Annotated in this window: 24 protein-coding genes and 1 tRNA gene; 13 read left to right on the forward strand and 12 right to left on the reverse strand. The window is 71.4% G+C overall.

All coding sequences use genetic code 11. The annotated features are described in order from the left end of the window. Nucleotides 1-46 precede the first annotated feature (46 nt). Nucleotides 47-826, reverse strand: a complete 780-nt coding sequence (locus ACIA73_RS10100; protein WP_399437875.1) for an alpha/beta fold hydrolase — start codon at nucleotides 824-826, stop codon at nucleotides 47-49. Nucleotides 827-972: 146 nt separating this feature from the next. Here ACIA73_RS10100 and ACIA73_RS10105 point away from each other — a divergent pair, with 146 nt between their 5' ends. Continuing rightward, nucleotides 973-1,905, forward strand: a complete 933-nt coding sequence (locus tag ACIA73_RS10105) for a hypothetical protein (RefSeq protein WP_399437876.1) — start codon at nucleotides 973-975, stop codon at nucleotides 1,903-1,905. 66 nt (nucleotides 1,906-1,971) lie between these two features. Here the strand turns inward: ACIA73_RS10105 and ACIA73_RS10110 are convergent, their stop codons facing one another. Continuing rightward, nucleotides 1,972-2,544, reverse strand: coding sequence for an ankyrin repeat domain-containing protein (locus ACIA73_RS10110; RefSeq protein ID WP_399438049.1), 573 nt, complete (start codon nucleotides 2,542-2,544; stop codon nucleotides 1,972-1,974). A 555-nt stretch (nucleotides 2,545-3,099) separates the two neighbouring features. Between ACIA73_RS10110 and ACIA73_RS10115 the strand changes: the two genes are divergently transcribed. Then, entirely contained in the window at nucleotides 3,100-3,450 is a 351-nt protein-coding gene (locus tag ACIA73_RS10115) for an antibiotic biosynthesis monooxygenase family protein (protein WP_399437878.1), read from the forward strand. 98 nt (nucleotides 3,451-3,548) lie between these two features. Here ACIA73_RS10115 and ACIA73_RS10120 read toward each other — a convergent pair whose 3' ends face one another. Together ACIA73_RS10120 and ACIA73_RS10125 are read right to left on the reverse strand one after the other, a co-directional pair. Beyond that, on the reverse strand, nucleotides 3,549-4,382 hold the full coding sequence (locus ACIA73_RS10120) for a hypothetical protein (RefSeq protein ID WP_399437879.1): 834 nt from the start codon (nucleotides 4,380-4,382) through the stop codon (nucleotides 3,549-3,551). A 1-nt stretch (nucleotide 4,383) separates the two neighbouring features. Further along, nucleotides 4,384-5,016, reverse strand: coding sequence for a hypothetical protein (locus ACIA73_RS10125; protein WP_399437880.1), 633 nt, complete (start codon nucleotides 5,014-5,016; stop codon nucleotides 4,384-4,386). A gap of 158 nt (nucleotides 5,017-5,174) precedes the next feature. Here ACIA73_RS10125 and ACIA73_RS10130 point away from each other — a divergent pair, with 158 nt between their 5' ends. From ACIA73_RS10130 to ACIA73_RS10140, 3 genes are all read left to right on the forward strand, one after another. Continuing rightward, complete coding sequence (locus tag ACIA73_RS10130; protein WP_399437881.1) at nucleotides 5,175-5,660, forward strand: GNAT family N-acetyltransferase; 486 nt, start codon at nucleotides 5,175-5,177, stop codon at nucleotides 5,658-5,660. A gap of 262 nt (nucleotides 5,661-5,922) precedes the next feature. Then, nucleotides 5,923-6,828, forward strand: coding sequence for a peptidoglycan-binding protein (locus tag ACIA73_RS10135; protein WP_399437882.1), 906 nt, complete (start codon nucleotides 5,923-5,925; stop codon nucleotides 6,826-6,828). 143 nt (nucleotides 6,829-6,971) lie between these two features. After that, a complete protein-coding gene (locus ACIA73_RS10140; RefSeq protein WP_399437883.1) occupies nucleotides 6,972-7,661 on the forward strand; it encodes an HAD-IA family hydrolase in 690 nt (229 codons plus the stop codon). Between the two features lie 189 nt (nucleotides 7,662-7,850). Here the strand turns inward: ACIA73_RS10140 and ACIA73_RS10145 are convergent, their stop codons facing one another. Both ACIA73_RS10145 and ACIA73_RS10150 read right to left on the reverse strand, forming a co-directional pair. Beyond that, on the reverse strand, nucleotides 7,851-8,432 hold the full coding sequence (locus ACIA73_RS10145; protein WP_399437884.1) for a TMEM165/GDT1 family protein: 582 nt from the start codon (nucleotides 8,430-8,432) through the stop codon (nucleotides 7,851-7,853). 257 nt (nucleotides 8,433-8,689) lie between these two features. Next, nucleotides 8,690-9,451, reverse strand: a complete 762-nt coding sequence (locus ACIA73_RS10150; RefSeq protein ID WP_399437885.1) for an ABC transporter permease — start codon at nucleotides 9,449-9,451, stop codon at nucleotides 8,690-8,692. A 236-nt stretch (nucleotides 9,452-9,687) separates the two neighbouring features. Between ACIA73_RS10150 and ACIA73_RS10155 the strand changes: the two genes are divergently transcribed. The 4 genes from ACIA73_RS10155 (at nucleotide 9,688) to ACIA73_RS10170 (ending at nucleotide 13,963) form a co-directional block, all read left to right on the forward strand. Further along, nucleotides 9,688-10,356, forward strand: a complete 669-nt coding sequence (locus ACIA73_RS10155; protein ID WP_399437886.1) for an HNH endonuclease family protein — start codon at nucleotides 9,688-9,690, stop codon at nucleotides 10,354-10,356. 169 nt (nucleotides 10,357-10,525) lie between these two features. Beyond that, on the forward strand, nucleotides 10,526-12,202 hold the full coding sequence (locus ACIA73_RS10160) for an alkaline phosphatase D family protein (protein ID WP_399437887.1): 1,677 nt from the start codon (nucleotides 10,526-10,528) through the stop codon (nucleotides 12,200-12,202). A gap of 250 nt (nucleotides 12,203-12,452) precedes the next feature. Next, nucleotides 12,453-12,926, forward strand: a complete 474-nt coding sequence (locus ACIA73_RS10165) for a DoxX family protein (RefSeq protein ID WP_399438050.1) — start codon at nucleotides 12,453-12,455, stop codon at nucleotides 12,924-12,926. Between the two features lie 368 nt (nucleotides 12,927-13,294). After that, nucleotides 13,295-13,963, forward strand: a complete 669-nt coding sequence (locus ACIA73_RS10170; RefSeq protein WP_399437888.1) for a DedA family protein — start codon at nucleotides 13,295-13,297, stop codon at nucleotides 13,961-13,963. On the opposite strand, the gene ACIA73_RS10175 is transcribed toward ACIA73_RS10170, so the two are convergent. Next, nucleotides 13,885-14,106, reverse strand: coding sequence for a DUF2277 domain-containing protein (locus ACIA73_RS10175; protein ID WP_399437889.1), 222 nt, complete (start codon nucleotides 14,104-14,106; stop codon nucleotides 13,885-13,887). The genes ACIA73_RS10170 and ACIA73_RS10175 overlap by 79 nt on opposite strands. A gap of 80 nt (nucleotides 14,107-14,186) precedes the next feature. Then, nucleotides 14,187-14,258, reverse strand: a tRNA-Val gene (locus ACIA73_RS10180). Between the two features lie 213 nt (nucleotides 14,259-14,471). On the opposite strand from ACIA73_RS10180, the gene ACIA73_RS10185 reads away from it, so the two are divergent. From ACIA73_RS10185 to ACIA73_RS10195, 3 genes are all read left to right on the forward strand, one after another. Further along, nucleotides 14,472-15,245, forward strand: a complete 774-nt coding sequence (locus tag ACIA73_RS10185; protein ID WP_399437890.1) for a DUF4097 family beta strand repeat-containing protein — start codon at nucleotides 14,472-14,474, stop codon at nucleotides 15,243-15,245. A gap of 72 nt (nucleotides 15,246-15,317) precedes the next feature. Further along, nucleotides 15,318-16,721 (forward strand): hypothetical protein, encoded by a 1,404-nt coding sequence (locus ACIA73_RS10190; RefSeq protein WP_399437891.1) that lies wholly within the window; start codon nucleotides 15,318-15,320, stop codon nucleotides 16,719-16,721. 107 nt (nucleotides 16,722-16,828) lie between these two features. Next, nucleotides 16,829-17,053, forward strand: a complete 225-nt coding sequence (locus tag ACIA73_RS10195) for a zinc ribbon domain-containing protein (protein WP_399437892.1) — start codon at nucleotides 16,829-16,831, stop codon at nucleotides 17,051-17,053. Between the two features lie 27 nt (nucleotides 17,054-17,080). Here ACIA73_RS10195 and ACIA73_RS10200 read toward each other — a convergent pair whose 3' ends face one another. Genes ACIA73_RS10200 through ACIA73_RS10210 form a run of 3 tightly spaced genes read right to left on the reverse strand, consistent with a single transcriptional unit; the run spans nucleotide 17,081 to nucleotide 19,520 of the window. Beyond that, nucleotides 17,081-17,740 (reverse strand): O-methyltransferase, encoded by a 660-nt coding sequence (locus ACIA73_RS10200; RefSeq protein ID WP_399437893.1) that lies wholly within the window; start codon nucleotides 17,738-17,740, stop codon nucleotides 17,081-17,083. Next, complete coding sequence (locus ACIA73_RS10205; RefSeq protein WP_399437894.1) at nucleotides 17,737-18,387, reverse strand: response regulator; 651 nt, start codon at nucleotides 18,385-18,387, stop codon at nucleotides 17,737-17,739. Before ACIA73_RS10205 ends, ACIA73_RS10200 begins: the two co-directional genes overlap by 4 nt. Next, the gene (locus ACIA73_RS10210) at nucleotides 18,378-19,520 is read right to left on the reverse strand and encodes a histidine kinase (protein WP_399437895.1); all 1,143 of its coding nucleotides are present in this window, start codon (nucleotides 19,518-19,520) and stop codon (nucleotides 18,378-18,380) included. The genes ACIA73_RS10205 and ACIA73_RS10210 overlap by 10 nt, the downstream gene beginning before the upstream one ends. 131 nt (nucleotides 19,521-19,651) lie before the next feature. Between ACIA73_RS10210 and ACIA73_RS10215 the strand changes: the two genes are divergently transcribed. Further along, entirely contained in the window at nucleotides 19,652-20,338 is a 687-nt protein-coding gene (locus ACIA73_RS10215; RefSeq protein ID WP_399437896.1) for a DedA family protein, read from the forward strand. Here ACIA73_RS10215 and ACIA73_RS10220 read toward each other — a convergent pair. Continuing rightward, complete coding sequence (locus ACIA73_RS10220) at nucleotides 20,247-21,062, reverse strand: HAD family hydrolase (protein WP_399438051.1); 816 nt, start codon at nucleotides 21,060-21,062, stop codon at nucleotides 20,247-20,249. The two genes, ACIA73_RS10215 and ACIA73_RS10220, sit on opposite strands and share 92 nt — an antisense overlap. Between the last annotated feature and the right edge of the window lie 33 nt (nucleotides 21,063-21,095).

Raw genomic sequence — 21,095 nt, forward strand, 5'->3', positions numbered from 1 at the left:
CATCCGGCCGGCACTCCGGCCTGTCGCTCCGGGCTGCTGCTTGCGCCTACTTCTCCCCCGAGGTCTTCAGCGCGGCAGCAGTCGCCCGCGCGAACCCGTCCACGTTGTCCAGCATGATGTTGTGCCCGCAGTCGGGAACGGCCACCACCGCGACCCCGGCCGCCGTCAGTTCGTCACCGCCCCGGAAGTCCGGATCGCCCTCCGGCAGCAGACAGGTGCGCGGGATCCTCAGGTCGAGCAGCAGCTCCCGCATCACGGGCACGCTCCCCCGGGTGAGCCCCACCGCGCTGCGGTACAGCGCCTCGGGGCCGCCGGTCTTCATCGTCGACCACCAGGTCTCCCCGGCCGACTCCCGCATCGAGTCCCAGCCGGTGGCCAGGAAGGCAGCCTCGCTGCCGTACCCCGCGATGCCGCCGCTGCCCGGGTCGCCCCTTCTCGGGGTGATCGCGTCGAGATTGGCGTGCACCAGCACCAGGCGGGAGACCAGCTGCGGATACCGCTCGGCCAGCACCAGCGCCACCGAACCGCCCATGCTGTGCGCGATCACCTCGGCCCCGGCCACTCCTGCCGCCTCCAGCAGCGCGGCAAGTACCTCCGCGTGCGACTCCAGGCTGTAGTCGAAGTCCAGCGGCCGATCGCTCGTCCCGAACCCCAACAGGTCCACCAGCAAGGTCCGCCGCCCCGCCAGCAACGGATGCGCCGCCGCCTCGACGAACAGCCCCGAGGCCCCGCCCAGCCCGTGCACGTACACCCGGCAGGGCTCCTCGCCCGGCAGCTCCACCCATCGCATCCGGTCCCCGCCGGACGTCACGACCGCCTCGCGCACTCCCCGCCCCTCTCCTCAACGATCTCTGGTCCCACGACAGTAACGGCGACCACTGACAACGCCCCGGGAACCCGGACCGCCCGCCCCACGTCCCAGCGCACACCGCACCACCCGCGCACCACGGAGTTCAGCCCCGGGAGACCGTCTTGCGTACCTCAAGCACCGTCCGCGCACCGAGAAGCACCCCGCGCAAGTGGCAACTGACGGGAGCCGCCTGCCTGTTGCTCGCGGCGGTCGCCGGCTGCGGAACCGTGCGCGTACAGACCGGCACTCCGGCCCCCACCGAGACGGACCCACTGCCCCGGATGCGGCAGGTGGCCCAGGCGTGGCAGGGGACGAAGGCGCTGGCCGCCGTACGCGACGGCTTCCACCCGCTGGACCGGTTCTCGACGGCCGTGCCGAAGGGGGGATTGCGCTCCTCGGCCGACCGGACCGCCCACCTCAAGGGCGCATACACGGCCGCACCCGGGCTGCCCACCAACCTCCCCGCAGGAACGGTGACTTGGCGGGACGGTACCCGGCGCACGGCCACCGCGCTGTCCGCCGAGGCGGCCGTCGCCCTGCTCGGCGAGGGCGACAACCCGCCGGACGGAGGGCACACGCTGAAGGTGACCGGCGCCCGGCTGGGCGAGACCGAGGTGGCCACCGGCCGGGGCCCGGCCCGGGTGCCCGCCTGGCTGTTCACGGTGGCCGGGTACGACTCCCCGTTCGGTTACCCGGCCGTCGCGCCGGACGAGTTCCCCAGGTCCCCCGTCGCCCCCCTGCCGTGGGAGCCCGGGTCCGGCACAGCCGCCCAAGGGCCCGGTTCCGTCCGGATCGAGGGCCGTGTCCTCTCGGTCGCCCACACCCACGGCAGTTGTGACGGCCCCGGCGTGGTCAGGGCCCTGGAAACCGAGGGCACCGTCGTCCTGGCGGTGTCGGTCCGGCCCAGGAAGGAGGGGCTGGAGCCGGGGACAGCCTGCGACATGGCACTGCGCGTGAGCCGGGCCACCGTGGAACTGAAGCGGCCGGTCGGCGACCGCGTACTGCTCGATGCGCAGCGGGGCCTGCCCGTACAGCAGTCCACGGACCCAACCTGACGGCGCCTGCCACATCCGATGAGCGACGGGAGCCGGGAGCAAGGTGCGCCGGGAGCAAGGTGACAGCTACTTCCGCAGCAGTCGGGCGATGGCGTCCTGGCCCTTCTGCTCGGCGTGCTGGAGCGCCGTCCTGCCGGACTTGTCCTTGATGGAGCGGTCGGCGCCGCCGTCCAGGAGGAGCTTCACGGACTGCTGGTGGTCCTCGCCGCCGTTGCCGAGGATCACGGCCTCCAGCAGGGCGGTCCAGCCGAGGTTGTTGATGTGGTTGACGTCGACGTCGATGTCCGGGTTGGTGGTGACCTCCCGGATGTAGTCGACGTGAGCGTGCTCGCCGGCCGGGATCAGGGACGTACCGCCGTACCGGTTGACGAGGGTGTAGTCCGGGTCTGCCGCGGCCAGCACCCGGGCCATCCTGGCGCTGCCGGTCACGCCGGTGACCAGCCAAGGAGTGTCGCGCTGCGCATCGACCGCGTCCGGGTCGGCGCCTGCCTCGACGAGGATCCGGGCGGCCACGTCGTGGTCGCCGGCGGCGGCGAGGAGGAGCGGAGTGCGGCGGGCGGCGTCACGGGTTTCGAGGCCGGCGCCACGCGCGATGGCATCGCGTACGGCGTCAGGCTTTCCCTCGCGCGCGGCCGCCAGGAGGTCCCGGCTCGCGGAGGGGTCGGCCTCCTGGCGCTCCGCCCCGGCCTGGGCCTCGGGCGAGGCGGGCTCCGACTGGGTGGCGGTGGCCGTGGCAGAGGCCGAGGGTGTCCGCTCGCCGGTGGGGGCGGCATCGGACTGCGTGCCGCACGCGGTCGCGAGGACGGACACCCCGGCGAGCGAGGCGAGCAGAAGGGCGATCCTGCGGGACGAGGCCATGGGTTCCTCCGTGATGTCGGACGGGCGGCCCGGGGTGTTCTTGGGGTATGGGCCCCCTCGGCCCATGCTCCGTCCCGTTCGCGGGCGCTGCCGTCGCTGAACCGGTCGAGCCCGGTGGGCGTACGGGCGACGCCGAGGTCGGCCGATCGGTTGACGCGCCGTCCGGCCGGGACCTCCACCGGCCGCTCCAGTCGTCCGGCCGGGACATCAACCGCCCTCCAGTCGTCCGGCCGGGACATCGGCCGCCCGCACCATGTGACTCGCGGACGTAGGACACTGCACGTACACGATCAAGACCAGGTGCAGTGCCTGGCCTGTGTTCCCGAGAGGTGCCGTATGCCCAGCGTGGTAAAGATCAACGCACTGACCGTGCCCGCCGAACAGCGGGAGATCCTGGAGAAGCGGTTCGCGTCGCGGGCCGGCTCCGTGGAGAACTCCGACGGGTTCGAGTGGTTCGAGCTGCTGCGGCCGGTCGAGGGCACCGACAAGTACCTCGTCTACACGCGCTGGCGTGACGAGGAGGCCTTCAAGGCGTGGATGGAGGGCCCGATGAAGGCCGCCCACCAGCAGGGTGCCCGGCCGGGTGCGGACAGCGCGGAAGGCGGCGAGCGTCCCAGGCCCGCCGCCTCCGACTCCACGGTGTGGTCCTTCGAGGTGGTCCAGCAGGCCGCACCGAAGACGGACTAGCACCTACTGGTCACCGACCCGCGCGGGTCACCTTTCCGCGCGGGTCACGGCTCCCACACCGGTCACTGCTCCCACACCGGTCGCAACTTCCGCACCGGTCACATCTGAAGCAGCCGTTCCGTCACCTCGCGGTACTTGCGCAGGGCGACCCGCAGCTCCTCCGTCTCCGTGTCCCGGTCCTTGCTCTCCCAGGCGCTGCGGAGCGAACGGCGGTGCTCGGCGAGGGTGTCCGCGACGTGCCGGGTGGCCTCCTCCAGTACGTGGTCGGCCTCCTCGACCGCACGGCGCGGCTCGTCGACGAACTGGTTGACGGCCTGCTGGAGCCGCAGCCCCAGCTTGTCGCGCTCACCGTGCGGCAGCAGCTGAGCGGCGGAGGGACCGGCGGTCGCTCCTTGCGGGAGGTGACCGGCTTCTGTCCGGCCGGCTCCGGCCGTACCGGCGCCCGTCAGGCCGGTCCGCTCACCGCCCGGGCGCCCCGCGCCCGCACGGTCACCGGCGACGCCGGTCCCGTGGTGGACACCGGGGTCGTTGCCGATACCGGGTTCACCACCGAGTCCGCGCCCGGCGTCAGCACCCTGCCCGCCTGCGCCGCGCCCCACGCCGCGCTCCTGCTCGGAGAGCCGCGGGTCGGGCCTGCCGTCCGGGCCCTCGGCCCGGCCCGGCGTCGCGGTGGCCGGCGTGCCCGGGACCCCGTGTGCTCCGGCGTCCTGGCCCTGCGCGCCGGGCGGCTGACGAAGCGGCCCGACCTCGTCCGAGGCGCCGGCACCGGTCACCCCGAAGTCCCTCACGGTGCGCCGCTGTTCGGCCTGGACAGGGTCGTGCAGTGCGTCCGGTTCGGCCTCCTCGCCGCGCTCGGACGGAGTGGGTACCCGGTGCGGGGCCTCGGCGTCCCGCCCTCGCCCCTGCTTGTCGTTTCCGGCCTCGTACCTCATGTCAGACTCCACTCCCCTTGGCGGGCCGGCCCGTGAGACGCGACCGGTGCGAACCATGCTTGTCCCCGTGCTCACCCTCGTGGGGCCGCGTCCCGTTTTCCGTACCCCGATCGGTGACCAGTGCCTCGAAAAGCGCCCGGGCCTCGACGATCGCTTCGCGCATCTGCTCCGTACCGCCCTCACCGCGTGCCGCGTGCCGCACCCGGCGGAAACCGTCGAGGTGTGTGGCGTGGTGCACGGACAGGGCGTCGAACTGCTCGCGCTCACTCTCCGGGTAGCCCCGCTCGGCGGCGACCGCCGCCAGCAGCCGGTCGGCCTGCGCGACCGCCTTCTGCGGGGAGTCGACGAACTGCTCCTGCACGCCGGCCCATTGGGCGACGTACGTCTCGTGGCGCTCCGGCGAGAGGGGGCGCGGCCGGAAGTCGCCGTGCCGCTTCACCCGCTCCGCCAGTTCGTGTTCGGCGGCCTTGGTGTCGCCGTCGTGCCGGGTCAGCACCCGCTCGTACTCGGGGCCGAAGCGTCGCTTCAGGTTCCCGCCGCCCACGCGGCCCCGGCCGGGACCGAGGAAGACGACGGCCGCCGCGACGGCGATCACGACCACCACGATCAGCACAATGATCAGGACTGTGGACATGCTCTGCCCTTCTGGTTATGGGGGCTGCCGGTGTGTGAGCCCGCTACAGGTACGAGTGCCGCCACTTCGGAGGACTTCGGCCCGCAGGGGGCCGCTCGCCCATCGGGTAGCCCGTTATCCGGTGGCCAAACGGTCGCCGGCTCCGGTACAGAGTTGCCATGACCTGGATCATCACCGCCGAACGGCCCGACACCCCCGACGCGACGAAGCTGCGCCGCGACTACTACGACGAGGTCGCCAGCCGCTACTGGGACCGCCCGGCCACCGAGCGGGAGATCGACGAGGGACTGACCGACGACGGCACGGAACTGCTGGTCGCGCCGACCGGTGCGTTCGTCGTCGGCCGCTGGGAGGGCAAACCGTCCGCGTGTGCGGGGCTGATCGTGGTGGACCCGGAACTGGCCGAGCTGACAAGGGTGTTCGTACGTCCCCAAGTACGCGGCACGGGCGGCGGCGGGCTGGTACTGAAGGCGATCGAGGACGCGGCACGCGCGTACGGCATCCGGCGTATCCAGCTCGACACCCGCAACGATCTGGTGGAGGCGCGCGGCCTGTACCTCAAGCACGGCTACCGCGAGGCCCCGGCACACAACGCGCGGCAGTATGCGGAGCACTGGTACACCAAGGACCTCACCGGCCACTGAAACCCCGGCCACCCCTCCCCTTCAGCCGGTCTGTGCGGGTATGCACCTGCGCCACCTGCCCTGCCCATTGGGCGTGCGGCCCCGGGTCTGCATAATCGCTGGCAGTTCAAGGGGAGGGGACCCCATGTCAAACGGACACCTATGTCCTGAATGCGGTACAGAACGGGCAGCACCGGACGGAATAAGACCCGGCCCCGGCGCACCTGCCTGTGATTGCGCCCGCCGCGCGGCGGAGGCACACCACGCCGGCCGCACGGCTGAAGTGGCGAACGCGGAGGACTTCAATCCGCTCCGCATCCGCCCGTACGTCAATCTGGCCCGACCCGACGAGGAAGGGCCTCCGCCGCCGACCGGCGGCCCGCACGACGAGCCCCCCGCAGCCGCCCGCACCATGCCCCTGCGCGCCGTCCCGACGGATCCCACCAACCCCACGGGCCCCACCCCGGCCGACGACCCCTACGGCTCCTCGGGCCCCAGCGCCCCCTCTTCCACCCACGGCTCCTCGGACCCCGGCGGCTCCTACAGCCCCTACGCCGAGGGCACCCCCGCAGGGCGCTCCGCCCACGAGCCCGCCCCCCGCCGCTCGCGCACCGGCACCGTGCTGCTCGCCGCGGTCGCCGCCGTGGCCGTGGTGGCCGGTGCCGCCTTCGCTGCCGGTGCCTTCGACAGCGACCCCGACGCGGACCTCGCCCTCCCGGCGCCGACGACTTCGACCCCCACCCTGGTCACCGAGTCACCCGAGGCCGGCAGCCCGTCCCCCACCTCCGCGCCGCCGTCCCCCACCGTGACCGCCTCACGCCTCACCCGCCCCACGCCGGTCCGCACCAGCCGTTCGGCGACACCCACCCGGACGCCGTCCGCGTCCCCCACCAAGCGCCCGACCCCCACCGCCACCACCCCGTCGGCCCCCGCGACGCCGAAGCCGCCGGTGAACACCCTGCCGCCCGGCACCCTCACCCAGGGATCCACCGGCCCCGAGGTCAGGGAGCTCCAGGGCCGACTGTCCCAGGTGTGGATGTACAGCGGCCCGATGCACGGCAGGTACACCTCCGACGTGACCGACGGGGTCGCGCTCTTCCAGTCGTACATGGACATCGAGGAAGACCCCGAGGGCGTGTACGGCCCGACCACGCGCGCCGCCCTGGAGTCCAGGTCGCGCGAGCCGTAAGGGGTTCGCGAGGGGGCGGGTTGGCGCGAGCCCCGCATGTTTTGTATCGTGGAAGAACAAAGTGGTTCCGTCCGCATACCCTGACCGGTGGACGGAACCGCTTGTTTCTTTTCCGCGCCCTCTATCAGCGCCCTGGAGTCCGCATGCCGGCCGCCGCCACCCCCGCCCCGTCCACCGGAACCACCGTCCTGCCCTTCAAGGCACTGCTGCTCGACATGGACGGCACACTCGTCAACTCGGACGCGGTGGTCGAGCGCTGCTGGCGCGAGTGGGCCGTCGAACAGGGACTCGACCCGGCCGAGGCACTCAAGGTGGTGCACGGACGACAGGGTTACGCGACCATGGCGGTCCTCCTGCCCGAGCGCCCCATGGAGCAGAACTACGCCGACAACCGCGTGATGCTGGCCAAGGAGACCGCCGACACCGACGGCGTCGTACCGATCGACGGCGCACCCGAGTTCATGGCGGCGCTGGCCCACCTTCCGCACGCCCTGGTCACCTCGGCCGACGAGAAGCTGGCGCAGGCCCGGATGACGGCCGCCGCACTGCCGATGCCGCTCACCAGGGTCACCGCCGAGCTGGTCTCCGCGAGCAAGCCGGACCCGGAGGGCTTCCTCAAGGGCGCCGCCGAGCTGGGCTTCGAGGCCGCCGACTGCATCGTCTTCGAGGATTCGGGCGCGGGCATCGCGGCGGGCAAGGCGGCCGGGATGCGTGTCCTGGGCATCGGCCCGCGCGCGGGCGAGCACGCGCCGACCGCGCTGGTCCGCGACCTCACACAGGTACGCGTCGTGACCGCCGAGGACGGCTCGACGGCTCTGCACCTCACGGGCTGACCTGCCTCTTCACGGGCCGGTCTGCTTCTTTACGGGCCGGTCTGCTTCTTTACGGGCTGACCTGCTCCTTTAGGGGCTGACCCGCTCCTTTCCTTACGGTCCGGAACTTCTGGTACGTCGCCGAGGGGCGGCCGGCAGCACTCGCTGCGGGCCGCCCCTCCGACGTCCGTACACCTGCTTGGGCCGCACTCAGCCCGCGATCGCCTCGTACAGGCTGAAGGCCGCCAGCACCAGCATCAGGCAGGCCGCCACCTTGGTGATCAGCCGCAGCGGGACCCGCTTCATCAGGGCCTGGCCGCCGACGATGCCCAGGCCGGCGACCGCCCAGAGGGCGAGGACGGCGCCGATGCCGACCGAGACGGGGTTGTCGTAGCGGGCGGCCAGGGTCGCCGTCATGATCTGGGTGATGTCGCCGAACTCGGCGATCAGGATGAGCATGAAGCCCGCGCCGGAGACCTTCCAGAAGGACTGGTCCTTCGGCGGCTTGATCTCCTCGTCGTCGTCGCTCTTCTTCAACAGGAGCACCAGCGCTCCCACCAGGAACAGCACGCCCACCACCGTCTGCACGATCCACTGCGGCAGCAGGGTCAGCACGCTGCCCGCGGCGATGGCGATGCAGACATGGACGAGGAAGGCGGCGGCGACCCCCACGAAGACGTAACTCGCGCGGTAGCGGGTGCCGAGCATCAGACCGGCGAGGGCGGTCTTGTCGGGGAGTTCGGCCAGGAACACGGTTCCGAAGGTGATGGCCGCGATGGTGAAACTGAACACGGTCGGGGTTTCCTCGATCGGTCGGGGCTGCCCGTACCGAGAGACCTGAACTGCTTCCGGGGTCGCTTCGGCACGGCAGCGTCATCGAAAACATACGAAAACAACTGCGGCCGAAGGTCTCGCTGGCGGACGGAATCCCTGATTCCTTGTCTGCCTCCGGGCGCCGGCTGAGCGTGCTCAGCAGTATGTCGACGGTCCGGCGAAGAGCTACTCCCCTTCAGTGCTCCGTACAGGATACGGGATGGGCGCTCGAACCGTCACTCGCGGCTCTCCCGGTGCAGCCTCCCGCGCCCGACCAGTTCCAGCACTCCCGCCACCGCCACCGCCTGCACCGCGAGCAGCGCCACCAGCACAAACAGCTGCACCGCCCCCGCCATCACCGGCGAAGCCCCGCCCAGCAGCATCCCCACGAACGCCCCCGGCAGCGTGACCAGGCCCACCGTCCGGGTCTGGTCCAGCCCCGGAATCAACGCGTCCGACGCGGCGGGCCTGGCCACCTCCAGCCGCGCCTCCCGCTCCAGCAGCCCCAGCGCCAGCCCCGCCTCCACCTCTCCGCGCCGCGCCTCCAGCTCGTCCAGCGCGCGCCGCCCGCCGAGCACCGTGGCGGTGAGCGCGCCGCCGATCAGGATGCCGGTGACCGGGATCAGGGTGATGCCGCGCGGCGGGACGAGCCCGGTGAGCAGCAGGGCGGCGACCACGGGCGCGACCCCGGCGGCGATCGGTGCGGCGGCCCACCACCAGGTGTGGTTACGGGTGATCCGGCGGCCTGCGGTGCGGGCGGCGACTGCGTACATCAGCAGCAGGAATCCGAGCAGCAGCCACCCCGAGCGGGCGACCCAGCCGATGGCCAGTGCCACGACGGCGAGCTGCACGGCGGCGCGGAATCCGGCGACCGCGATGCGCCGCCCCTGTACGCGGGTGGAGTCGTCGGAGAGCCGGGCACAGGCGGCGACGGTGACGGCGAGGGCGAGGAGCACGGCGAGGACGGCGGCCAGGGTCGGGTTCACGGGGAGCAGCACGGGGTCAGCCTAGGAAGGGGCCCGCTCGGGCATCCCACCCCCGTGCGGTGGACGCCCGGTGTCGGATCGTCAGGTTCGGTGAATGCCTTGAGATGACGTGCCCATGACTCCGGGCTGTACTTCACCCTGTTACCTGGTGCACGCCTCCCGGCAATCCGGCGTCGCCACGATGACGGTGCCGCGCGGGAGTTGACGGGACGCGTGGCACAACTTCCCCCCACAGCTCGGGAGTTCACATGTCACGCCACGCCGCCACTCGCTCCGCGAAATTCTACGCGCGTCGCATATCCGTCGCGGGCGGTGCCGCCGCCCTCGCGGTCACCGGCTTCCTCGCCACCTCCCCCACCGCCGCCGCATCGCCGCCCCCGCCGGTCGACGCGGCCACCGCCCGCACCTATCTCGCCGCGCTGACGGTGCGGGCGGAGGGCAGTTCGGACGGCTACAGCCGGGAGAAGTTCCCGCACTGGATCACCCAGTCCGGAGCCTGCAACACCCGCGAGGCAGTCCTGAAGCGGGACGGCAAGGGCGTCGAGCAGGACGACAAGTGCGCGGCGGTGAAGGGAAGCTGGTACTCGGAGTACGACGGCGCCACCTGGACGGCGGCCTCGGACCTCGACATCGACCACATGGTGCCGCTCGCCGAGGCCTGGCGCTCGGGTGCCAGCACCTGGACGACCCCGGACCGCCAGGCCTTCGCCAATGACCTGACCCGCCCGCAGCTGATCGCCGTCACCGACAACGTGAACCAGTCCAAGAGTGACCAGGACCCGGCGGAGTGGATGCCGTCGCGGACCGCGTACAAGTGCACCTATGCCCAGATGTGGGTGCATGTGAAGCACTACTGGAAGCTGGCCGTCGACCAGGCGGAGAAGACGGCACTGGAAGGCACCCTGAAGAACTGCTGAGCCCCGCTCGGGAGTACTGCCCCGCCCCACCCGCCCCGCCTGTCACCAGGCGTTTCCGGTTCCCGCACCAAGGTCAACAACAAGTTGACGCGTGGAACTTCCCCGCTCCCCTCCGTCGTTCCGTACCGTACGGGGCTGGCCCCGCACGGGGGACGACGGAGGAGGACACATGACCGGGCTGCGCCTGGGACCAGTACTGAGGTACGTCGACTGGGAGCGGGGCGACTCCGCGACCGTCTGGGTGGAGACGGACCGGCCCTGCACGGCCGAGGTCGTCTGCGAGGGCGGCGGCGGGGGTACGGCGGAGACCTTCCAGATATCGGGCCACCATTACGCACTGATCCCGGTGACCGGTCTGCGGCCGGGTTCGTCGACGCCGTACGAGGTACGGCTCGGCGGCAGCCCGGTGTGGCCGCCGCCGGAGTACGCCTTCCCGCCGAGCACCATCAACACCCCTTCACCCGGGGCGGATTCAGCCCGCATCACCTTCGGCTCGTGCCGGTGGGCGGCGCCCGCCGAGGGGGAGAAGGACCCGGCGGGACCGGACGCGCTGGACACGCTGTCGGCGCGGGTATCGGGGGACCCGGGCGGCGAGCGTCCGGATGTGATCCTCCTCCTCGGCGACCAGGTGTACGCGGACGAGATATCCAAGGCCACCCGCCGCTGGCTGGCCGCGCGCCGCGATCTGCGCGAGCCGCCGGGCGTGGAGGTCGCGGACTACGAGGAATACACCCGCCTCTACTACGAGTCCTGGCTCGACCCGCAGGTGCGCTGGCTGCTGTCCACCGTCCCCACCTGCATGATCTTCGACGACCACGACGTCATCGACGACTGGAACACCAGCGCCGCCTGGGTCGCCGACATGCGGGCCACCCCGTGGTGGCGCGAGCGCATCCTCAGCGGGCTGATGTCGTACTGGGTGTACCAGCACCTGGGCAACCTCTCCCCCACCGAACTGGACGCCGACGAGGTGTACGCGGCGGTGCGTGCCACCCCCGACGGGACGGACGTACTGCGGGAGTTCGCCTCCCGCGCGGACCAGGACCCGGCGTGCGTGCGCTGGAGCTACCGGCGCGACTTCGGCCCGGTACGGCTGCTGATGGTGGACACCAGGGCGGCCCGCGTACTGGAGGAGGGCGCGCGGGCGATGCTCGACGAGGACGAGGCGCGCTGGCTCGCGGACCAGGCGCTGGACGACTCGCGCCCGTACGACCACCTCCTGATCGGCACCTCGCTGCCGTGGCTGCTGCCGCCGCTGATCCATGACGCGGAGGGGTGGAACGCGGCGCTGGCCTCGGGGATACGGGGCGGGCGATGGGCCCGGTTCGCCGAGGACCTGCGCCGGCGCTCCGACCTGGAGCACTGGGCCGCGTTCCCGGCCTCCTTCGAGCGGATGGTCCGGCTGATCGCCGAGGCGGGCAGCGGGCCGGGGGCGCCCGCGACGATCTGCGTGCTCTCCGGAGACGTCCATCACGCCTACGTCGCCGAGCCGACCCACTGGCCGGACGACGCCCGCCCGGATACCGCCCGGGTCTTCCAGCTGACCTGCTCTCCGGTGCACAACGGCATTCCGTCTTCGATCAAGCTCGGGTTCCGTTTCGGGTGGAGCGCGACCGGCCAACGACTGGGTAAGCGGCTGGCCCGGCACGGGCGGCTGGGGAAGCCGCTGCTGCGGTGGCGGCGGACGGGCGGCCCGTGGTTCGGGAACCAGCTGATGACGCTGACGCTGCGCGGGCGCGCCGCCGAACTGCGCCTGGAGCAGGCCCAACGCATCCGCGGCGGGGAACAGAGCACCGGCCCGGCGCGACTGACCACTGCAATGACCACAAACCTGACACACGACTGACACAAAGGGAGCAACTGGCCTAAGAAAAGCGCCACTTGGGAGCTGAAATCAGCCATGACTGGAATGTTGAACTTGCAAGCACAGTGAGGGTTACCTAACCTCCTGGGCATCGCACGTCTCTTCGGGCTGCGTCCGCACGACGTCCCCACCGCCCGCAAGGCCCTTCCGGGCCCACCGAAGGAGTCCCCCACTCATGACTGCCCCCTCCGCTTCCTCCGCCTCCGCCGGCTCCGCTTCCTCCGCCTCCGCCCTGTCCGGGTGGCTGACGGATTCCCGGCCGTACGCCCTCGCCCTGTTCCGCTTCGTGGCCGGCCTGCTCTTCGCCTGCCACGGCGCCGCCACCCTCTTCGGAGTGCTGGGCGGGGCGGGCGGCACCGGCGGGACCGCTCCCGTCGGGGCCTGGCCGGGGTGGTACGCGGCGGTGATCCAGCTGGTCGGCGGGGCGCTGGTGGCGCTCGGCCTGTTCACCAGGACGGCAGCGCTGATCGCCTCCGGCTCCATGGCGTACGCGTACTTCGTCATGCACCAGCCGGAGGCGCTGTGGCCGATGCAGAACGGCGGCGAGGCATCCGCGATGTTCTGCTGGGCGTTCCTGCTGCTGATCTTCACCGGGCCCGGCGCGGCGGCACTGGACTCGCTGCTGACCTCGCGCCGCGCACAGCCCGCCGCCCTGCGGCCGGAGGGCTCCAAGGAGGAGCGGGCGACCACGGCGACCACGGCCTGACCGCCCGGCGACCGGACCACCCGGTCGCTCCGCCCCTCGGCCGCCTGACCGCAAGCATCAGCTTGCCGTGCACACCAGGGTGTCCGGGCCGCCCCCGCTCGGCGGCCCGGACACCCTGGCCCGGCGGCCCGGCGGCCCCGACACCTGGGTGCTCGTCCGCCCGCCCCGGCCCCCCGAACCGCACTCGGCACCACACCCCGCGCCACACCCCGCGCCACACCCCGGGCGCCCGAAGTGATCTCCGCGACATCACCCGCCTCAGGACATAACCCCTCTCTCACCAGGCGTAGGCTTGACCGCTGTTAAGCCGCCCCTGCCGCTCCCCATGCGACGTCGCGGCGTTGTTCCTGACCTACGGGGAGTTCGCAGTGCTGGAGAGTCTTGGGTCGCTGACCAGCAGCCCATGGATCTACCTGGTTGTCGGTACGTCGATCGTGCTGGACGTGTTCCTGCCGATCCTGCCGAGCGGTGTACTGGTGATCACCGCCTCCACCGCGGCCGCCGCGGGCGCGACCAACGCCACCACCCCCGACTCCTTCATCCACGACCTCCCCGAGCTGGCCCTGCTCGCCCTGTGCGCGGCGACGGCCTCGCTGGTGGGCGACCTGGTGGCGTACCGGCTGGCCTGGCGCGGCGGCGCACGACTGCACCGGGCGATCGCCCGCTCCCGCCGCCTGACCGCCGCGCAGGAACGTCTCGGCACGGCCCTCAACCGGGGCGGCGGCGCTCTGGTGGTCATCGCCCGGTTCGCCCCGGCCGGCCGCTCGGTGGTCTCGCTCGGCGCGGGCGCGGCACACCGCAAGGCGAAGGAGTTCGTCCCCTGGTCGGCCCTGGCGGGCGTGGCCTGGGCGCTCTACAGCGTCGGCCTGGGCTACTTCGGTGGCCAGTGGCTGGGCGCGAGCTGGCTGAGCACCGGCCTCTCCGTCCTCGCCCTCTTCATCGCGGGAGCCCTGGCGGCCTATGTGGTCCGCCGCCCCCGCACCTCCAGCCCCGCCAGCAATTTGGCGGTCGCCTCCGCCACCTCCCCCACAGCCTGATCGAATACCTCCTGGTTGTGCTGGGCGGGCGCCCTGAACCCGGAGATCTTCCGTACGTACTGCAACGCGGCAGCGGCGATCTCCTCCTCGGTGGCTTCCTCGGGGATGGCGGGCGGTCGAAGAGTCCTGATGCTGCGGCACATACGACAACCGTAGCCAGCCCCACTGACAAAGGAACGCCGAAGGCCCCCGACCTGATCAGGTCGGGGGCCTTCGTTCCCGGTGGGCGCGGACGGTTTCGAACCGCCGACATCCGCCTTGTAAGGGCGGCGCTCTACCCCTGAGCTACGCGCCCGGGCATGAGGCAACAGCGTACATGGCCGTGGCGGCACCTCCGTAATCCGGATCCCCCGGTGGCGAAGGGAGGGAGGGGCTGGTCAGGGGTGGGTCATGGGCGAGCCGGGGGTTACCCCCACCCTGGATGCGGTGGACGGCAGGATCGTCCCGGGAGGGCTGTGCTTCCTAGAGTTGGGGGCACACCGACCGCATTCCACAGGGGGAAATCACCATGGCCGTCCGACGGACCGCACTCACGACCCGCACGCTGCTCGCCGCCGGCGGGGCCGTGCTGCTCGCGCTCGCCGCCACCGGGTGCGGCAGCGCGGACGCCGCGGACGCGCCCGTGGAGAAGAAGTCCTTCGCGTACGGCGGGAAGGCGCTGACCATCGAGGCCGACGATTCCCGGCTGGAACTGGTGCCCGCCGATGTCAAGGACATCCAGGTGGAGCGTCAGGTGGACGGCTGGGTGGTCCTGGGCAGCGGCCCCGACCCGGTGTGGGAGCTGACCGGGAACACGCTGAAGCTCCTGGTGAAGTGCACGGGTGTGTCGATGGACTGCCAGGCGCGGCACACGGTGAAGGTGCCGCGTGACGTCGCGCTGACGATCAAGGACGACAACGGCAGCGTGCACGCCACGGGCTTCGACACCGACTTCAAGGCCAACTCCGACAACGGCGCCATCATCCTCAAGGACATGCGCGGAAAGCTGGACGTGGAGAGCGACAACGGCGAGATCACGGGCGAGGGAATCAAAGCGAAGTCGGTGACCGCGAAGTCCGACAACGGGGAGATCGAGCTGGGCTTCTCCGTCGTGCCCGACCTGGTGGACGGCCACAGCAACAACGGCGCCATCCGCCTCACGCTGCCGAAATCGACGTACAACGTTCAGACGCACACCGACAACGGCACGGTGAAGGTCGACGTGCCGAAGTCCGACAACAGCACCCACCTGGTGAAGGCCAGGACCGACAACGGCGAAGTCACCGTCCAAAGCGCGAACTAACCGGCCCGTGTGTTCGTCATTACCTGGTGGGAGAATGAACCAGGTAGGACGGACACGGCACGGGAGAGGGTTGTGACGGCGACAGACGCGCAGCACACGCAGCGAGTGAGCCGTCGGGCCGGGGGCCGTCCGAGAAGAGGCTCCCGCGCGGCCCGGGACGTACTGGCACTGGCCCTGCTGCCCCTTCCACTGATCGCGGTGGCCGCCGCCACGCTTCCCCTGTCCTTCGCGGGCGGGGGTACGCGGCGTTGGTTCGGCGGCCGGAACGAGAGCGCGCGGGCCGATGCGCAGGCGGCGAGGGACGCGGCCGCGGCCGCGTTCTACGAGCTGGACACCGCGCAGCGGGATCTGCGGATCTCGATCGAGACGATCACCGCGGTGGACAGTTCCCCGGACGCACGGCGCGCGGCCGACCAGTTCGCTTCACTGGGTCAGCGGATCGACGAGGTCAGCCATACGTACATCACCGCCATCGACGCCCACGACCTGGAGCGCGACGATCTGGATACGGGCGACGCTTCGCGCGCCCGGGCGGAGCTGGGCAAGGCCAAGGACGAGCTGGTTCGGGTCAAGAAGGATCTGGACCGGTACCAGCAGGGTCTTGGGCCGTTGCTGGACAAGGCGGAGACGCAGCTCGCCCGGCTCGCCCCGGCGGTGGAGCGGGCCCGGCAGTCGCTGCTGGCCGCGAGCAACGCGCTGGACGCGGTCCGTGCGGCGGGGCTGCGGGCGGACGATCTCGCGGCCCGGCTGGCGGCGCTCGCTCCCGAGCTGACCAAGCTGAACCAGGGCGCCGGCCAGCACGGCGTACCCGAAACGCTGGCCCGTGCCGAGCACGTGCAGCGTGACGCGGAAGCGGTGCGGGCCGAGGCGTCGCGCCTGCCGGAGCGGGCTGCCGAGATCGACAAGCGTCTGGTGTCGCTGCGCACCCGCGCGCAGGCGCTGACGACCCGGGCCGGCAAGGTCGATCCGGTGCTGAGCGAACTGCGCCGGCGGTTCACCGCGTCCTGCTGGCAGGACCTCCAGCAGGTCCCCGCTCAGGCGTCGGAGAACGTGAAACTGGCCGAGGAACGCCTCAAGGAGGCCGCCAGGGCCCGCGACGAGCAGCGCTGGCAGGACGCGACCTCACTGCTCAGTACGGTACGGGCGCTGCTGGACGGCACCGATGAGGCGGTCTCCGCCGCCGGCGACCGCCTGCAGCGCCTCAACGCCGTCTCCAAGGACCCGCAGCAGGAGATCCAGCGCACCCGCTTCGCGATCCGCGACGCCCAGCGCCTCGCGATGGCGGGCCGCAACACCCCCGACCCGCGCCACGCCCGACCCCTGGACGATGCGGTGACCCGGCTGGACCGTGCCGTTGCCGCCCTGGAGGGCCGCCACCCGGACTACTGGAACTTCCTCGGTGAGACGGACGCGGTACGTCGCACGGTCACCCGGGTGGTCTCGGAGATCCGGGACGAGCGGGGCGCGGGAGCGTAGGCGGGGCGCGTGGTGAGCCGGGGCGCGTGGTGGGGAGTGCGCGGGCGGGAGCACGTGGGCGGGGGACGGGAACGCGGGGCTTTGTGTGCAGCGCCTAATCTGATCCCATGCCTCGCTACGAGTACCGCTGCCGCCCCTGTGACTCCACCTTCGAACTGACCCGTCCCATGGCTGAGTCGGGCTCCCCCGCCGTCTGTCCCGAGGGCCACCAGGACACGGTCAAGCTGCTCTCCGCGGTGGCCGTCGGCACCGCCGCCGGCTCCTCGGCCGCCGCCCCGTCGGGTGGCGGCGGCGGTGGTGGCGGATGCTGCGGCGGCGGGTGCTGCGGCTAGTCGCGGTGAGGCCGGTGGGGCGGCGGTTCAGCGCTTTCTTGAGAGTGTGATGCCGTCCGAGACGGGCAGCATGACGCTCTCCATGCGCTTGTCCTCCTTCGAGTGTGTGTTGAACGCCTGGATGGCCGCTGTGTTCCCGGTGGCCTCCGGGTCGACGACCCCGCCGCCGTACAGCACGTTGTCGCTGACGATCACACCGCCCTTGCGCATCCTGGGAACCAACTCCTCCCAGTACGCGATGTAGTTGGCCTTGTCCGCGTCCAGGTAGGCGAAGTCGATGTGCGGCTCGCCGGGCATCGCCCGCAAGGTGTCCAGGGCGGGTGCGATACGCAGCTCGATCCGGTCGGCGACCCCCGCCTCGGCCCAGGCCTCCCGCCCGTACGCGGTCCATTCCTCCGATACGTCGCAGGCGATCAGGGTCCCGTCCTCGGGCAGGGCCTGCGCCATGGCCAGGGTCGAGAACCCGGTGAACGTGCCCACCTCGACGATGTGCCGCGCCCCCGCCAACCGGACCAGGAACGCGAGCAACGGCCCCTGCTCCTGCGCCGACTGCATGTTCGCCGCGGAGGGGAAGCGTGACCAGGTCGTCTCGATCAGCTTGCGCTGCACCGCGTCCAGAGGCGGGTTGTGCGCCACGATGTAGTCGTACAACTCATCTGTGATCCTGGTGCTGTTGCCCTTGCTCATTCACTGCTCCCCAAATACCTGAGTACGGCCAGAACGCGCCGACTGTAGCCGCTGGCCCCGTTCAGCCCGAGCTTGTCGAAGATCGCGTTGGCGTGCTTCTCCACCGCACTCAGCGAGATGTGCAGCCGCTTGGCCACCGAGGCGTTGGTATGCCCCTGGGCCATCTCGCCGAGCACTTCGCGCTCGCGTTCGGTGAGGCGGGACAGCGGGTCGCTGCCGTTGGACCGGCGCACCAGTTGCCGGACCACGTCCTGGTCGAAGGCCGCCTGCCCTGCCGCCACCCGCTCCAGGGCGTCGAGGAACTCGTCGACCTGGACCACCCGGTCCTTGAGGAGATAGCCGACGCCTCCCAGATCGTCGGTGAGCAGCTCGGTGGCGTACCTCTTCTCGACGTACTGGGAGAGGACCAGCACTCCGATGTCCGGGCGGCGGCCCTTGAGGTCCAGGACGGCCCGCAGCCCCTCGTCGGTGTGGGTGGGAGGCATCCTGACATCCGCGACGACCACGTCGGGAGGTGTCCTCTCGACGGCGGCCAGCAGCGCCTCGGCGTCCCCGACGGCCGCGAGGACCTCGTGCCCCTCCTCGGTGAGCAGCCGCACCAGCCCTTCTCTCAACAGGATCGAGTCCTCGGCCAGGATTACGCGCATGGGATCTCCGCGGTGATGGTGGTGGGGCCGCCGGGCGGGCTGTCGACCGCGAACCTGCCGTCGAGGGCCGCGACACGTCTGCCGAGTCCTATCAGGCCTCCTCCCGACGGGTCGGCGCCGCCGGACCCGTCGTCCTCGACGGCGACCTTCAACAGGCCTCCGCACCAGTCGAGTCGGAGACTCAGGCGGGTGGCGCCGGAGTGCTTGACGGCATTGGTGACGGATTCGGCGACCACGAAGTAGGCGACGCCCGACGCGGCGGACGGCGGCTCGGTGGTGAAGCCGTCGTACTGCACCAGGGCCGGTATCGGGCAGCGCACCACGACGGTCTCCACCGCGGCCCGCAGGCCCGCCTCGTCCAGCACCGTGGGGTGCACCCGCCAGGCGACCTCGCGCAGTTCGTCCAGGGCCCGTTGGCTCTCCTCGTGTGCCTGGAGCAGCAGGTTCCGCGCGTGCTCCGGGTCCTGGCTGCGGCGGGCCCGGCCGATCAGCATGCCCAGGGCGACCAGTCGTTGCTGCACTCCGTCGTGCAGGTCCCGTTCGATGCGGCGTCGTTCGTCCTGCACGGCTTCGACGACTCCGGCGCGGCTGGCGGCGAGTTCGGCGATGCGGTGCTCCAGGACGGTGGCGGTGCTCGGCCCCAGGAAGTGCCGGGCCAGCTTTCCCTCCAGTGCGGCCAGCCCGAAGACTCCTTGGAAGGAGAGCAGGAAGAGCAGCAGCCCTGCCGCGCTGGAGTAGGCGACGGTGAACGGGTCGTCGATGTCCTCGATCAGCCAGCCGTAGGCGAAGAAGGTGCCGAAGCCCGCTCCCACCACCACATAGGCCAGGACCACCGCTCCCAGGAGGCCCGGTATCCAGCGGACGGCGCGATAGCGCAGTGCCTGGCTGCCGTCGTAGGCCGTGGAGACCCGGGTGTCGAGCAGGACCGCGAGTCGGGTCCGCTCCACGGCGGCCAGCCGCACCGCCACCGCGAGCAGCGGGCGCAGTACCGCACGCCGCCCCTTCGGCCAGGCCAGAACGGGCAGCAGAAGAACTCCTGAGACCAGGGTGAGGACCAGCTCGGCGAGCGCCGTGCAGGCGCCCAGCGCCATGCCCGCCGCGAGCTCAACTCCCCTTCGGGTCAACGCTTTCATGATCCGAAGTTAGCCCGGCCGGCCCGGTCCGCACACTGTGGGAAACCGCAGTCTTTTCCTGCGGAGTGCCGCAGCTGTTCCTGCGGTTTTCTTCAGTGTGCCTTCAGGCTCGGTTCTCTAGCGTGGAATGCATGATCGAAAGCAGCGCACCTCAGTGGATCAACACCCTCGTGGAAACCATGGGGGCGCCCGGCGCCGGCCTCGCCATCGCCCTGGAGAACCTCTTCCCCCCGATTCCGAGCGAAGTGATCCTGCCCCTGGCCGGGTTCGCGGCGGGGGCGGGACAGATGAGCCTGTGGGCCGCCCTGCTGTGGACGACGGCCGGCTCGGTGGTCGGCGCACTCGCGCTGTACGGGGTGGGCGCGCTCCTGGGGCGGGAGCGGACGGTGGCGATAGCGGCGAAGCTGCCGCTGGTGAAGGTGTCCGACATCGAGCGGACCGAGGCGTGGTTCGCCAAGCACGGGACGAAGGCCGTGCTGTTCGGGCGGATGATTCCGGTCTTCCGCAGTCTCATATCCGTGCCGGCGGGGATCGAGCGGATGCCGCTGGCGATGTTCCTCGGACTCACCACGCTGGGCAGCGCGGTGTGGAACACCCTGTTCGTGCTTGCCGGATATCTGCTGGGTGACAACTGGGAGGAGGTGTCGGGTTATGTCTCGGTGTACTCGAAGGTGGTGCTGGTCGTGGCGGGGCTCGCGGTGGTGGCCTTCGTGGTGGCGCGGGCGGTCAGGAAGGGGAAGGGACGCAGGCGGCTGGAGCGGACGGGCTCCGGGCAGGCTGCTCCCCCTCGGACCGGTCCGGGGCGGACGCACGGATGAACTGCCGGAGGATTTCCTCCCCGGCCGCGACACCGGCCTCGGGCAGGGCGGTGACCTGGGGGGCGCTCCAGCCGGCATCGGCGAGCTCGCCGTGGCCGGGACGCCAGCCCTGGTCGGCGGCCTTCAGAAGGTCGGCGTCGAGCAGGGAGTCACCGGCGGCGAGGGTGAGCGTGGCCCCGGTGCGGCGGGCCACCTCGCGGACCGCGGCGCTCTTGGTGAGCGGGTCGGGGACGACGTAGATCTTGCGGCCCTGGAGGGACACGTTCCAGCCGAGCGGGGCGGCCCAGGCGGTGAGGTCCTTGACCCAGCCGTCGGGGAGCAGGGCGCGTTCGACGACCAGGTAGGCGAAGAGGTCCTCCGCCACACGGTCCTTGAGGAGCCAGGCGGGGTCGGCGGTACGGGACAGCCGGTCGCGGATCTCGGCGAGCGGGGCGCACTGGGCGGTGAGCCGCCGGGCGACCTGGTCCTGCCAGTCCGGGTCGGAGACGCCATCCACAAGGAGGTGCCCGCCGTTGGCACAGATCGCGAACTCGGGTGTGCGGCCCGGGAGGTGGATGCGGTGGTACTGCTCCCGGGTACGGGTGGTGGTGGGCACGAAGAGGGTGCCGGGGGCTCCCGACGCCAGCTCGGTCAGCAGCCCGGCGGCGGTTTCGGTGACGTAGGAGAGCGGCTTTCCCTCGTACACCTCGACACACAGCAGCCGCGGCGCCTCGGCGTCGGGCATCCGCAGACCGAGTGCGGCGGACGAGTAGATCAG

This window comes from Streptomyces sp. NPDC051561, from assembly GCF_044454195.1.
Taxonomy (GTDB): domain Bacteria; phylum Actinomycetota; class Actinomycetes; order Streptomycetales; family Streptomycetaceae; genus Streptomyces.

Excerpts from the sequence above, each read along its gene's own strand:
- ACIA73_RS10115 (WP_399437878.1), top strand. The coding sequence starts at position 3,100 with ATGCCCAGCGTGGTAAAGATCAACGCACTGACCGTGCCCGCCGAACAG.
- ACIA73_RS10120 (WP_399437879.1), bottom strand. The coding sequence starts at position 4,382 with ATGAGGTACGAGGCCGGAAACGACAAGCAGGGGCGAGGGCGGGACGCC.
- ACIA73_RS10125 (WP_399437880.1), bottom strand. The coding sequence starts at position 5,016 with ATGTCCACAGTCCTGATCATTGTGCTGATCGTGGTGGTCGTGATCGCC.
- ACIA73_RS10130 (WP_399437881.1), top strand. The coding sequence starts at position 5,175 with ATGACCTGGATCATCACCGCCGAACGGCCCGACACCCCCGACGCGACG.
- ACIA73_RS10140 (WP_399437883.1), top strand. The coding sequence starts at position 6,972 with ATGCCGGCCGCCGCCACCCCCGCCCCGTCCACCGGAACCACCGTCCTG.
- ACIA73_RS10155 (WP_399437886.1), top strand. The coding sequence starts at position 9,688 with ATGTCACGCCACGCCGCCACTCGCTCCGCGAAATTCTACGCGCGTCGC.
- ACIA73_RS10160 (WP_399437887.1), top strand. The coding sequence starts at position 10,526 with ATGACCGGGCTGCGCCTGGGACCAGTACTGAGGTACGTCGACTGGGAG.
- ACIA73_RS10175 (WP_399437889.1), bottom strand. The coding sequence starts at position 14,106 with ATGTGCCGCAGCATCAGGACTCTTCGACCGCCCGCCATCCCCGAGGAA.
- ACIA73_RS10185 (WP_399437890.1), top strand. The coding sequence starts at position 14,472 with ATGGCCGTCCGACGGACCGCACTCACGACCCGCACGCTGCTCGCCGCC.
- ACIA73_RS10195 (WP_399437892.1), top strand. The coding sequence starts at position 16,829 with ATGCCTCGCTACGAGTACCGCTGCCGCCCCTGTGACTCCACCTTCGAA.
- ACIA73_RS10200 (WP_399437893.1), bottom strand. The coding sequence starts at position 17,740 with ATGAGCAAGGGCAACAGCACCAGGATCACAGATGAGTTGTACGACTAC.
- ACIA73_RS10205 (WP_399437894.1), bottom strand. The coding sequence starts at position 18,387 with ATGCGCGTAATCCTGGCCGAGGACTCGATCCTGTTGAGAGAAGGGCTG.
- ACIA73_RS10210 (WP_399437895.1), bottom strand. The coding sequence starts at position 19,520 with ATGAAAGCGTTGACCCGAAGGGGAGTTGAGCTCGCGGCGGGCATGGCG.
- ACIA73_RS10215 (WP_399437896.1), top strand. The coding sequence starts at position 19,652 with ATGATCGAAAGCAGCGCACCTCAGTGGATCAACACCCTCGTGGAAACC.
- ACIA73_RS10220 (WP_399438051.1), bottom strand. The coding sequence starts at position 21,062 with ATGCCCGACGCCGAGGCGCCGCGGCTGCTGTGTGTCGAGGTGTACGAG.